The 11,782-nt window shown below is 70.0% G+C and carries 12 protein-coding genes; 4 read left to right on the top strand and 8 right to left on the bottom strand.

What is annotated here, in order from left to right; all coding sequences use genetic code 11:
- Positions 1-725 (bottom strand): hypothetical protein (locus AB0M73_RS48800; protein WP_363906893.1); only part of this gene is annotated, 725 nt, incomplete at its 3' end.
- Between the two features lie 377 nt (positions 726-1,102).
- Here AB0M73_RS48800 and AB0M73_RS48795 point away from each other — a divergent pair.
- Both AB0M73_RS48795 and AB0M73_RS48790 read left to right on the top strand, forming a co-directional pair.
- Positions 1,103-2,731, top strand: coding sequence for an ABC-F family ATP-binding cassette domain-containing protein (locus AB0M73_RS48795; protein ID WP_363906891.1), 1,629 nt, complete (start codon positions 1,103-1,105; stop codon positions 2,729-2,731).
- A gap of 95 nt (positions 2,732-2,826) precedes the next feature.
- Positions 2,827-3,141 (top strand): helix-turn-helix domain-containing protein, encoded by a 315-nt coding sequence (locus AB0M73_RS48790; RefSeq protein ID WP_255360854.1) that lies wholly within the window; start codon positions 2,827-2,829, stop codon positions 3,139-3,141.
- Positions 3,142-3,228: 87 nt separating this feature from the next.
- On the opposite strand, the gene AB0M73_RS48785 is transcribed toward AB0M73_RS48790, so the two are convergent.
- The 5 genes from AB0M73_RS48785 to AB0M73_RS48765 all read right to left on the bottom strand — a co-directional run bounded on the left by AB0M73_RS48785 (position 3,229) and on the right by AB0M73_RS48765 (position 7,698).
- Positions 3,229-4,845, bottom strand: coding sequence for a penicillin-binding transpeptidase domain-containing protein (locus tag AB0M73_RS48785; RefSeq protein WP_363906889.1), 1,617 nt, complete (start codon positions 4,843-4,845; stop codon positions 3,229-3,231).
- Between the two features lie 67 nt (positions 4,846-4,912).
- The gene (locus AB0M73_RS48780; protein ID WP_363906887.1) at positions 4,913-5,635 is read right to left on the bottom strand and encodes a sugar isomerase domain-containing protein; all 723 of its coding nucleotides are present in this window, start codon (positions 5,633-5,635) and stop codon (positions 4,913-4,915) included.
- A gap of 55 nt (positions 5,636-5,690) precedes the next feature.
- Entirely contained in the window at positions 5,691-6,011 is a 321-nt protein-coding gene (locus AB0M73_RS48775) for a metalloregulator ArsR/SmtB family transcription factor (protein WP_363906895.1), read from the bottom strand.
- A 56-nt stretch (positions 6,012-6,067) separates the two neighbouring features.
- Positions 6,068-7,093 (bottom strand): oxidoreductase, encoded by a 1,026-nt coding sequence (locus AB0M73_RS48770; protein ID WP_363906885.1) that lies wholly within the window; start codon positions 7,091-7,093, stop codon positions 6,068-6,070.
- Between the two features lie 14 nt (positions 7,094-7,107).
- A complete protein-coding gene (locus tag AB0M73_RS48765; protein WP_363906883.1) occupies positions 7,108-7,698 on the bottom strand; it encodes a nucleotidyltransferase family protein in 591 nt (196 codons plus the stop codon).
- Positions 7,699-7,786: 88 nt separating this feature from the next.
- On the opposite strand from AB0M73_RS48765, the gene AB0M73_RS48760 reads away from it, so the two are divergent.
- The gene (locus tag AB0M73_RS48760; protein WP_363906881.1) at positions 7,787-8,710 is read left to right on the top strand and encodes a universal stress protein; all 924 of its coding nucleotides are present in this window, start codon (positions 7,787-7,789) and stop codon (positions 8,708-8,710) included.
- Positions 8,711-8,806: 96 nt separating this feature from the next.
- Here AB0M73_RS48760 and AB0M73_RS48755 read toward each other — a convergent pair whose 3' ends face one another.
- Positions 8,807-9,724 carry an AraC family transcriptional regulator gene (locus AB0M73_RS48755; RefSeq protein ID WP_363906879.1) on the bottom strand — a complete coding sequence of 306 codons (918 nt, stop codon included), beginning with the start codon at positions 9,722-9,724 and terminating at the stop codon, positions 8,807-8,809.
- A gap of 74 nt (positions 9,725-9,798) precedes the next feature.
- Complete coding sequence (locus AB0M73_RS48750) at positions 9,799-10,797, bottom strand: hypothetical protein (protein WP_363906877.1); 999 nt, start codon at positions 10,795-10,797, stop codon at positions 9,799-9,801.
- A 100-nt stretch (positions 10,798-10,897) separates the two neighbouring features.
- Between AB0M73_RS48750 and AB0M73_RS48745 the strand changes: the two genes are divergently transcribed.
- Positions 10,898-11,389: a hypothetical protein gene (locus AB0M73_RS48745; protein WP_363906875.1), complete on the top strand. Its 492-nt coding sequence runs from the start codon at positions 10,898-10,900 to the stop codon at positions 11,387-11,389.
- Positions 11,390-11,782: the final 393 nt, after the last annotated feature.

Raw genomic sequence — 11,782 nt, 5'->3', positions numbered from 1 at the left:
CCGTAGAGGTGCACGTCGAACAGGTCGGGCGGATTCGAGCCGTAGACGGCGGGCAGCTGGGTGGCGCGGTCGGCGATCCACACCGTCATGGAGAAGCCGACGGTGTCGTCACGGCCGAAGCGCCCGGTGTAGTCGGCCCACAGCCGCTGCGTGTACTGCCGCAACACCGTCTCGTTGGACATGGGCATGCCCTCGTTGAGCAGGTCGATCCGGTACGGGATGCCGGCGGCCTCGATCAACGGGTGCAGCTGCGAGATCACGCCCCAGTCCTCCTCGTACGCCGAGGAGTCGATGGCGTTCCAGTTGTGCGGGTCGTCGTCGCCCTGCGGGTGGAAGGCCACCTCGATCTCCTGGAACCCGGCGGAGCGCACCGCCGCGAGCAGGTCGACGAGCTGCTGGCGATCGACAGGGGAGAGATCGCCGGTGCTGGAGTCCATCACCGTGCCGGAATCGGCGCCGTGCTGGTGGAAGATCCCGATCCGCAGCCGCCGCTGGCCGGCGGAGTACATCTGGGCCAGCTGCGCGGTGATGGTGTCGCGGCCCCGGTCGAAGCTGTCGATGGTGCCGTACGGCTCGCGGTCGCAACCGCCGCTCAGGGAGTAGAAGTCGTAGTTGGAGCCGCCCGCTTCCAGTGGACCGGCTGGTGCGGCCACGGCGGTCGGCGTGACGAGGACGGCAAGCAGGGTCGCGGCCGCGGCAGGCAGCCACTTGCGTGGTCGGAGCAAGGAAATCCCCTCACCGGGTCGGATTCCGGGCGCGCGGCAGCGTCAAGGGAAAGCGCTTACCCCGGAAAGAGATCAACGGCGGCGGAAATTGATCTCGGGCGGTCACTGGAAGTTGTTGATCTAGCAACTTCATTAGGCCGACGGAGTGTAGGCATAGCTCGAATGGAGTAGTCAAGACATTCACATTTGACGTCTTGTCGCTGTGCGTCGCGTCACAACCGTGGACCGAAGCCCGGGGTTGGCGAAATCGGTTCGCGTGAGCACGTAAACTGGGTGCGTGATCAAGCTGATCTGCTAGGCGGCCTCCGGGCCCGCCGGCCGCGAGCCGGTGGGCGGACGTGCCTTGCCCGCGATCACCCTCGACCCCGGAGTCTCCCTTGATCACCGTCACTGACCTTGAACTGCGCGCGGGTTCGCGCATCCTGCTCTCCGGCGCCACGATGCGTGTGCAGCCGGGCGACCGCATCGGCCTCGTCGGCCGCAACGGCGCCGGCAAGACGACCTCGCTGCGCGTGCTGGCCGGCGAGGGCCAGCCCTACGCGGGCCAGGTCCAGCGCAGCGGCGAACTCGGTTACCTGCCACAGGATCCGCGCGAGGGCGACCTGTCCGTCACGGCCAAGGACCGGGTGCTCTCCGCCCGCGGCCTCGACCAGCTGCTGCGCGAGATGGAGAAGGCGCAGACCAGCATGGCCGAGCTGGTCGACCAGGACGCGCTCGACAAGGCGGTCCGCAAGTACGGCCGACTGGAGGAGCGCTTCGGCGCCCTCGGCGGGTACGCGGCCGAGAGCGAAGCGGCCCGCATCTGCGCGAACCTGGCCCTGGCCGATCGCGTGCTGGCCCAGCCGCTGAGCACGCTGTCCGGCGGCCAGCGCCGGCGGGTCGAGCTGGCCCGGATCCTGTTCGGCGCCTCGGAGTCCGGGGTCGGCGGCAAGGCCGGCACCACGCTGCTGCTGGACGAGCCGACCAACCACCTCGACGCCGACTCCATCTCCTGGCTGCGGTCCTTCCTCAAGCAGCACACCGGCGGCCTGGTCGTGATCAGCCACGATGTCGAGCTGCTGGCCGACGTGGTCAACAAGGTCTGGTTCCTCGACGCCACCCGCGGCGAGGTCGACATGTACAACATGGGCTGGTCCAAGTACCTCGAAGCCCGAGCCAGCGACGAGAAGCGCCGCCGCCGCGAGCGGGCCAACGCCGAGAAGAAGGCGTCCGCGCTGATGGCCCAGGCCGACAAGATGCGGGCCAAGGCGACGAAGGCGGTCGCCGCGCAGAACATGGCCAAGCGGGCCGAGAAGCTGCTGTCGGGGCTGGAGGACCAGCGGACCGCCGACAAGGTCGCGCGGATCCGCTTCCCACAGCCGGCCCCGTGCGGCAAGACGCCGCTGATGGCCGAGGGGCTGAGCAAGTCCTACGGCTCGCTGGAGATCTTCACCGGCGTCGACCTGGCCATCGACCGGGGCAGCAAGGTCGTGGTGCTCGGGCTCAACGGCGCCGGCAAGACCACGTTGCTGCGCCTGCTCGGCGGCACGGAGCAGGCGGACGCCGGCGAGCTCGTGCGCGGGCACGGCCTGCGGATCGGCTACTACGCGCAGGAGCACGAGACCCTCGACCACGACGCGTCGGTCTGGGCCAACATCCGGCACGCCGCGCCGGACACGCAGGAGCAGCAGCTGCGGTCGCTGCTCGGCACGTTCCTGTTCAGCGGGGAGCAGCTGGACCAGCCGGCGGGCACGCTGTCCGGCGGCGAGAAGACCCGGCTCGCGTTGGCGGGCCTTGTGTCCAGCGCGGCCAACGTGCTTCTGTTGGATGAGCCAACCAACAACTTGGATCCGGCCAGCCGGGAGCAGGTGCTGGACGCGCTGCGGCGCTTCGAGGGCGCGGTCGTGCTCGTGACCCACGACCCGGGCGCCGTGCAGGCCCTGGAACCCGAGCGGGTGATCCTGTTGCCGGACGGTCAGGAGGACCACTGGTCGGAGGACTACCTCGAGTTGATCGAGCTGGCCTGATCCGCTGGTCGAGGCGCTGATCTGCATCAATGGCCACTCTGATCACTTCATTCACTCCGGTGATCAGCCAGAGGTAACTCAACGATCACCGAGCGATGATTTTGCTTGATCGTCTGGCGTTCGGGCCCGTCGTGTTCGATCATTGCGACGACAGGGGCCGAACGGGGCCCGACCTGCACTCCCACGGAAGGCGGGACAAGGTGGCTGACCTGAAGAAGGGCGCCCGGATCACGGGGCCCACGCGGGACAAGCTGGCCGCTGACCTGAAGAAGAAGTACGAGAAGGGCGCCAGCATCCGCGCGCTCGCGGAGTCCACGGGGCGTTCCTACGGCTTCGTGCACCGGGTGTTGTCCGAGTCCGGCGTCACTCTTCGGGGCCGGGGCGGTGCTACCAGGACCAAGAAGAAGTAGGGCGAGGCTGCACCCGGACGACCGTTTCACGCCTTGAACCCCTTGGTCCGATAGGGTGATCAACGCCGTCCGGGTGATCAGTTGGGATCAGCCGATCGCACGCAGGAAGCTGCCCGCCAGGGTCACCGCGGGTGCGGACGAGTCCGCGTGCGGCAGCAGCACCGCGAAGGCCACGTCGTTGCGGTAGCCGACGAACCAGCCGTGGGCCGGTCCGTCGCCGACCTCGGCCGTGCCGGTCTTGCCGTACGTGCCGGCCAGCGGGGCCAGCGCCCGCGCGGTGCCCGATGTGCACACCTCGCGCATCATGCTCCGCACCTGGGTGAGCACGCTCGCGGGCGGCGCCGCGACCTTGCCGTCCGCGGTGCTCTGCTGACCCCTGATCAGCACCGGCGTCGGCACCTGTCCGTTGTGGACGGTGGCGGCGACGACCGCCATGCCGAAGGGGCTGACCAGGTCGGTCCCCTGGCCGAAGCCGTCGACCGCGCGGTCCACCTCGTCGGTCGCGGCATCGACGCGTCCGGTGTTGGTCGTGATGCCCGGGATGTCGAAGTCCACGCCGAGGCCGAGCTGTCGGGCGGCGGTGGGCAGGTCGTTCGCGCCCAGATTCGCCGCCACCTGGGCGAATGTGGTGTTGCAGGACTGTGCGAAGGCCTGGATCAGCGGGGTGGCGTAGTCCGGCGCCGCGCCCAGCTTGAGCGTGCCCTCGTTGGGGATCGTGCGCGGTCCGATGTGGACGGTGTTCGGGCACGACACCGTGGAGTTCGAGGTCAGGCCGTGCTGCAGCGCCGCGGTCGACGTCACGATCTTGAACGTGGAGCCGGGCGGGAACGTGCCGGTCAGCGGGCTCAGTGAGCCGCTGTCGAACGCGCTGTTGGTGGCGATGCCGAGGATCTCGCCGGTCGAGGCCTGTAACGCCACGATCGTGGCCGCGCCCTGGAAGCTGTCCACCGCCTTCTGGGCCGCCGCCTGCGTGGCGGCGTCGATGGTCAGCGCGTAGGCCGCTTTTTTGGCGCCCTCTTGGGTTTGCAGGGTCTTCACGTCGGCGCCGGTGGCGTCGACGATGGTGATCGAGTGCCCGTCGACGGCCTGAAGATCGCCCCCGATCGCTTGCTGCACACCGGCTTTGAGCGTCTTCGGCACGGCGTCGAGCGCGAGCGGCTTGCCGTCGCGGTCGGTCAGCGACGAGCCGCCGGGCGTGGTCCGCAGGGTCAGCGACTGCCCCTTGGCCAGCTCGGGATGGATGTCCGCGTCGGACCAGTGCACGAGCCATTTCCCGTTGCGCTGCACCAGTTGCAGCGGCGCCTGGTAGGCCAGGTCGAGCGGGCCGGCGTGCCAGTCCACGTTCATGGTGGCCGCGTTGTCGGCGGCCGGCCCGACCAGGCTCGCGGTCAGTCGAGCGTTGCTCATGTTCTTGTACACGAGCGTGAGCGCCGCGGTCGCCGCCGTCGGATCATCGGTCAGCTGGGCGGCGGCCGTGGTCTCGAGCGCGCCGAAGGAGTGCGCGTAGTCCTGCGCCACACTGTCGGCCGTCGCCGCGGGCTGCTCCGCTGTCGTCGCGCTTGCGGCATGGGAGGACGGCGGTCCAGGCGCGAACAGCAGATAACCGGCGAGTGAGATGACCACGACCACCGCCGTGCCGCCCGTGCCCAGGATCCACCATCTGGTCTTCGACTGCATGAAGTTCAAGCCCCCCTTGAGCGTCATGACGGACGCTAGACCCTCCCCGACTTCCGTTCCTCGGTATTTCTACTCACCGCCGGTGTCTGTTCCATCACGCCAGCACGTCGATGCGGGGCGTGTACTTGGCCAGCATCGCCTTGTTGGCCGCGTCGCCGCCCTCCACGTTGGCGCTGCGCCACAGCGGCAGGTCGAATCCGGTCGCGGTCGCGCGGTCCAGCAGCCGCACCAGCAGCAGGTTCCACAGGAACGCGTTGGCCAGCGAGGAACTGGGCGCGGTCACCGGCGCGGCCGGCGGGTAGGCGGCGTCGCCCGGAATGACCAGGTTGTCCAGCACGAACGTGGCCTCCTCGGCCAGCGTGGTGCCGGCCCGCTTCGGGGCGACCGAGCTGGTGGCGATCGAGGTGAAGGCCACCACCGGCGTGCCGGCGGCCTTGGCCTGCCGGGCCAGCTCCACCGGGTACGGGTTGATGCCCGAGGTGGAGAAGATGATCAGCACGTCCTTGTCGGTCAGCGCCACGCCGTCCAGGACCTCGGCCGCCAGGCCGGACCGGCGCTCGGCCGTCGTGCTGGACAGCGCGCCGTGCATGGGCAGCAGCGACGGGTGGTACAGCGGGCGCACGCAGGCCAGGCCGCCCGCTCGGTAGAAGGTCTCGGCGACGGCGGCCAGCGAGTGCCCGGCGCCCGCGGTGAGCACCGTGCCGTCCGCCTTGATGGCGGCGAGCAGCACGTCCGCGACCTTGTCCAGCGTGTCCGCGTTGTGCTGCTCGACGCGGCCCAGCTCGTCACGCAGGAAGGTCCCGTAGTCCTCGGTCATGTGAACGTGCCTCCGTGCATCGTTTCAAATGGTCCACACCACTAAACCCCGGCCGTCAAGCCTCGTCGCCGCCGGCGATGCTGTCGAGGTGCCGTTCCAACGCGTCCAGGTGGTCCGACCAGAGCCGCCGGTAGGGCGCGAGCCAGTCGTCCAGCTCGCGCAGCGGGTCCAGGCGCAGCCGGTAGCAGCGGCGCTGGGCGTCGATCCGCACCGTCACGAGGCCGGCCTCGCGCAGCACTCGCAGGTGCTTGGACACCGCCGGCTGGCTCAGCTCCAGCTGGTCGACGAGCTGGCCGACCGACCGCTCCTCGTCACGTAGCAGGTCGAGGATCCGGCGCCGGCTGGGCTCGGCGAGCACTTCGAAGGTCGTGGCCACCTGCTTGGAGTACGTCACCGGCTATATGCTTGTCAAGGCATGAGCTTACGGGTGAATCAGCCGACGCCGAGTGTGGCGACCCGGCCGTGCTCGCCCGCCGCCCAGCAGGTCACCGGACCCGGGCAGTCGACGGTGTCGAAGCTGCCGGTGTCGAACTGGCGCCAGTGCTGGCCGCCGTCCAGGCTCAGGTCGCTGCCGGTCGGGCCGACCGCCACCACGGCGTTGCCCAGCAGCCAGGCCGCGCCCGAGCGGTAGCCGCCGACGCTCGCCGCCTGCCAGGTCCGGCCCTGGTCCCGGCTCGTGGCCGCCGCCCCCGCGTTCGGCGGCGAGTAGTCCCCGCCGACCGCCACGCCGTGGTTGCGGTCGCGGAAGGCCACCGCGAACACGCCCGAGGAGGCGTTGCTGGGCAGGGGAGTGGCCGTCGCGTGCCAGGTCCGGCCACGGTCGGACGAGTGGTAGACCCGGGACTGCGCGCCGCCGCCGCTGCCGATCCAGGCGTCGTTCGCGCCGCTCGTGGCCACGCACTGGCCGCTGGCCGCGAAACCGGCCTCGTTCGGCTGCGCGTCGGGCATGCCCGTGTTGGGCAGGATCTGCCAGCTGCGGCCGCCGTCATCGGTGGCCAGCACCTCGAAGCGGCCGTTCAGCGGGTCGCCGACGATCAGGCCGTGCCGCTGGTCGAAGAAGGCCATGCAGTCGTAGAAGCCCTTCGGCTCCTGGTTGGTCTGCGTCTGCTGCCACGTCTTGCCGCCGTTGTCCGTGCGGTAGACGCGGGAGCTGTCGCCCTCGCCGATCGACAACGCCACCGCGTGCTGTGCGTCGAACGCCTGGATGTCACGGAAATCCAGCGCCGCCGTGCCCTGCGGGGCCTTCTGCTCCCAGGTCCGGCCGCCGTCGGTCGTGCGCAGGATCGTGCCCGCGCTGCCGCTGGCCCAAGCCACCAGCGGGCTCACCGCGCTCAGCCCACGCAGCCGGGCGTCACTGCCCGTGGTGTGCAACCGCCAGGTCGGGCCCGGGGTTGCCTGGGCCGGCACGGCCATGGTTACGGTCAGCAGCGCCGCCGCGATTCCCGTGATCCACCTCATGGGCGGACGCTACCTCACCCGGGAAGATCCTCCGGCCGGTCCACGTCGTGCCCGTCGGCCACGTCGTCACAGGCCACTTCCGTCACCTCGTGCCGCTTCAGGTACGCCCGCGCGCCGCTGTCGCCCTGCGCCACCTCGTGCACCCCTTGCCAGTGCTCACGCCCGATCAGCACCGGATGCCCCCGCCTGCCGTCGTACGTCGCCGCCGCCAGGGCCTTCGTGCTCGCGTGTTCGAGGACCCTGGCGATCGCCTCGGCCGTGACGCCCGGCAGGTCCACCGTCATCACCGCGACCGCGTCTTCTCCTTGCAGCGCCGTCTCTTGCAGGGCCGTCTCTTGCAGGGCCTCGATTCCCCGGCGCAGCGACGATCCCATGCCCGTTGCCCAGTCCAGGTTCTCCACCACGTCCGCGTCGCCCAGATCCGCGCGCCGCACCTCGTCCGCCGCCGCCCCCGCCACGACCACGATCCGCGTGCATCCCGCCGCCCGCAGCCGATCCACCGTCGACTCCACGAACAGCCGGCCCCGGTGGACGACCAGCGCCTTCGGCATCCCGTACCGCCGTCCCTCCCCGGCCGCCAGCACCAGCCCCGCCACGCTCGTCATGGGCGTCGATGGTAATCGCAGGGTTCGGCGAAGCCGATCATGGGCATCCTCGGACACACCCGTGATCCGTGATGGAAGGACATGTCCCGTGACCTCATCGTTCGGTGGTCCCGTCCTCGTCGGCTTCGACGGGTCGGACGGCGCCCGGGGCGCGGCGCTCTGGGCGGCCCGGGAGGCGGTCGTGCGGGACCGTCCCGTGCGCCTCGTGCAGGCCGTGGAATCGCAGTGGTCGGTGGCGATGACGCCCGGCGCCCTGCCCGGCTATCCGCCGGAACCCGACCTCGACCAGATCCGGCAGGCGCTCTCGGAGCTGTTGGAGTCCGAGGCCGAGCGGCTGCGCCGGGACCAGCCCACGCTGGCCGTCACCGTCGCGCTGGTGGACGGGTTCGCCTCCGACGCGCTGGCCAACGAGGCCGAGAACGTGGACGCGAACCTGGTTGTCGTCGGCGGTTCCGGTCATGGCGCGCTGGCGCGGACGCTGCTCGGGTCCACCGCCTCCGAGATCGTGCACGCCACCTCCCGGCCCGTAGTGGTCGTCCGGAGCGAGGCTGCGCACGCGCCCGGCTCGTCCGTGGTGATCGGCGTCGGCGGCCTCGGCACCGGCGACCACGCCGCCCGCTTCGCTCTCGACTTCGCCGCGCGGCACAAGCTGCCGGTACGTGCCGTGCACGGTCGCTCCGCCAGTCCGTTCGCGCTGCTCGTCGAGCGCCTCACCACTGAGCAGCGCAACGCCGCCGCGGCCGAGCAGGACGTCGCCGACGCCGCGGTCGTCGCCGAGGTCGAGGCCTGGCGCGAGGCGCACCCCGATCTCGACATCCAGCGCGAGGAGATCGACTCCCAGCCCGTCGAGGCCCTGTTGGCCCGCGCCGCCGATGCCGCCCTGCTGGTCGTGGGCAGCCGTCACCGCGGCGGCCTGCAGCGAGTCATCCTCGGCTCGATCGGCCACGCCGTGCTCAACCAGGCCCCCTGCCCGGTCGCCGTCGTCCGCGAGTCCTCGGACGACCAGGGCTGACGGGTTCGGCGCCCGGGCCTTCTGCCGGCCCGGGCGCCGAGCATCGATCAGGGCTGTGGCCACGCTCGTCATCCGGCGAAAGCCGTTCAGTGGCGGTCAGCCGGGCTCCCGTCGGAACTGGCCCGGCGAGCAGCCGTGTTCCCGCCGAAACGCGGCCGAGAACGGGCCCATGCTGGCGTAGCCGCACGCGGCCATCACCTGCTGCACGGACTGGGAGGTGGTGCGCAGCAGGCACGCGGCCTTGCGCAGCCGCAGCTGAACGAGGTAGCGGTGGGGCGTCGTCCCGGTGTACTTCTTGAACATCCGCAGAAGGTGATGCCTGCTCATATTGGTCAGTGTCGCCAGGTCGGACAGTATGACGTCCTCATGGAGATGCTCGTGGAGATAGCTCGCCACGGTGCGCAGCATGGTCCGTCCCAGTGGCGACGGAGGGTCCGAAGGCTGCCGAAAGTGGTTGACGTGCAACAGGTGTGCGGTCAGAGCGCGGGCGAGTGAGTCGGCGTAGACCGCGGGGGCGCGGCGCTCGACGGCGTCGGCGATGGCCTTGCCCGCCGCGGCCACGTACGGGTCTTCCAACAGGGGGATGTCCGGGAGTTCCCCGGGCAGCAGCATGCCGACGCCGCCCATGGCCCAGCTGACCTCGTCCACCAGGTGCGGGCGCAGGTAGATGTTCACCGTCCGCACCGGCGCGGATGTTGTGGCGTGCCAACGCATTGTGCTCGACGTCAGCGGGGCGGCGACGTGCGCGGATCCCGCCCGATGGATGGTCTGCCGCCAGCGGCCGTCGACGCGGCACGCGACTTCCCGAACGCCATGAGTGGTCACCACGACGGTGAGCGCCGTGGTCGGTTCGGTGCTGAACTCGGCAACGGTCGATGGGCAGCTGTAGGTACGGGCGACCAGCGGCGTCCAGCCGTACCCGTCGCTGGACCCCAAGCGCGAACACGGTTGCCCACCAGCGATATCGGCGTCCTCGGCCCACGATGCCGTTGCGCCGTCCGCGCGGTTCGTCACTACGGCGACGGTAGTGCCGTCGTGTGACCGTTCCGCACCCGTAGCGAGACAGCTTTCCCACTCATCGAGCCAAGTCATGCGGCGGCCCGCAGGAGAGCCGATGCCAACCGGGTCAACTGGTCGACGGTGAGCAGCGGAGCCGCACGGGTGGCCGGGAGGCCGAAGGCGGGCGCGTTCACCTGCGACACCGCGACCCGCAGACCGCCCGGTGTCCGGACATCGGCGTCCTCCTGCACGGTGTCGGCCGTCGGAGACTGCCGCCGGGTCGTCACCTGCGTGCCGTCGGCGGTCGTCCGGGCATTCCGGAAGAGGTCGACCAGATCCGGATCGTCCGGCCGCTGCCATTGCTGCACGGTGACGGTCAGCAAACCCTCACCGCCGCCATCGTCCACAGTGGCCTCGGCGTACCCGCGGCTCGTGGAGTCCTTGCGTTCCAAGCGGATCGCGGGCGCGAGCTCTTGCCTCAGTACGGCGAGGATCCGGTCGGAGGCGACCTCGGGCGTCGTCGGCGGTCGCGGCTGCGTCGGCAGGCGCTTCGCCAGCGGGACCCAGCGCGGGGAGTCCGCGACGTCCAACAGTTGGTCCGGGGTCAGCGGGGGATGGGGCCGAGTGGGCGCGGCATCGGCGTCGGCGGCGTTCCATTCCGTGAGCGACACGAACTCGCCTGCGACGGTGACGGTCAGCGCGGTCCACCTCTCGACCCCGGTGGGCGTGAGTGGTTGGACGTGGTCCTGGTCGATGGCGGCAAGTCCGCCGTCCGGCTTGGTGCGGCGGACGCAGCGGGCATAGGGGTGCTGCGAGTACAGGGGGCAGGCCGTGGCCTGGTCGGCCTGATCCGGCGGCAACCGCCCGACCGAGACCGCCATGACCACGACGCCCTTGCCGTCGTCGTAACGGACCATGCCCGGCTGGTCCGCCGGCGACACCCGAGCCGTGCTCCCCGTGGGCAGCGCCTGTCGCAGGGTCTCAGCCAGCTCTCCGACCGGGACGGGATCGCGGGAGCCCGTGCCGGCCGGCGCGCAGCCGCCGAGCACCACGAGCGCCGCGCACAGCACAAGCAGGTGACACCGCATGGGTGAACACTTTCCGAAATTCGCCGTTCCGGCCACGACGGCGGGAATTTCCGAGCAACTTTCAAACGAAAAAGGTCACTTCTGAAGAGGTGTGCGTCCGTTGTTCGTCGACGGCTGCCCGACCGGTCGGCCCACCTTGCCGGCCATTTTCTGGTCGCTTACGGTCCGATTCGTAAAAACCGTCAGGCCGGAAGAACGAAGTGATGTGGAGGGGATTATGAAGCGTTTCACCACGATCGCGGCCACCCTGGCCCTGGGTCTCGGCGTGACGATCGCCGTGGCGCCCGCGGCGTCGGCCGATCCCAACCCCTGGGTGTGGGCCTACCCGCAGGCGAACTTCCAGGGCTCGCCGCAAGGGCTCTGGATATCCAGTACGTACCTTTTCACGTCCAATCCGACGAGGTCGGTCAAGAACGTGTCGCAGACCGACGCGTGCGGCTTCACCCATATTCTGAACAACGAGCAGCACCCCACCGTGAAGTTCACGTTCCGGGCCGGCGGCCAGTGGTCCACCATCGGCACGCCCTTCGTCTTCAACCCGGCGGCCGGGCGGACCGACGACCTGACCGGGTTCAAGTGGGGCAAGTGCTGAGCTGATCGCGGCGTGATCCGGCCCGCGGTGACGGCAGCCGCCGCGGGCCGGATCACGAACCCGCCTAGGTGTGGGCGTTGCGCACCTGCTCGTTCAGCAGCTGACACCCGAATCTGGCATGGGCGGATCTTGTTGGCGCAGCAGCAATTGTGCCTCCGGCCTGCGTCGATGCGGTCAGAGTTGAGGTCTGGCGTCTGTCACTGGCTGGCACTGTCCGTGGGGATTTGTCGCCGTCTCCGGGACAGTTCCGGGACAGAAAGAGGCCCCCGACGCACGCTTGGGTTCTAGTGGTCGTCGCAACACCCCAGCTCAGGGGATGCGATGGACTTCGAGATCCGGGACCGGTCAATCAACCAGGGCGGTCGACGTCTGACGCACGAGCGCGAGGCATAC

Origin of the sequence: Kutzneria sp. NPDC051319, assembly GCF_040682195.1 — a bacterium.
In the GTDB taxonomy this organism is placed as follows: Bacteria; Actinomycetota; Actinomycetes; order Mycobacteriales; family Pseudonocardiaceae; genus Kutzneria.
Note: the sequence above shows the minus strand (reverse complement) of the source record. Positions and strands in the feature narration are given on the sequence as shown.

Coding starts and splice junctions, on each gene's coding strand:
- AB0M73_RS48790 (WP_255360854.1), top strand. CDS start 2,827: ATGATTTTGCTTGATCGTCTGGCGTTCGGGCCCGTCGTGTTCGATCAT.
- AB0M73_RS48785 (WP_363906889.1), bottom strand. CDS start 4,845: ATGACGCTCAAGGGGGGCTTGAACTTCATGCAGTCGAAGACCAGATGG.
- AB0M73_RS48780 (WP_363906887.1), bottom strand. CDS start 5,635: ATGACCGAGGACTACGGGACCTTCCTGCGTGACGAGCTGGGCCGCGTC.
- AB0M73_RS48770 (WP_363906885.1), bottom strand. CDS start 7,093: ATGAGGTGGATCACGGGAATCGCGGCGGCGCTGCTGACCGTAACCATG.
- AB0M73_RS48765 (WP_363906883.1), bottom strand. CDS start 7,698: ATGACGAGCGTGGCGGGGCTGGTGCTGGCGGCCGGGGAGGGACGGCGG.
- AB0M73_RS48750 (WP_363906877.1), bottom strand. CDS start 10,797: ATGCGGTGTCACCTGCTTGTGCTGTGCGCGGCGCTCGTGGTGCTCGGC.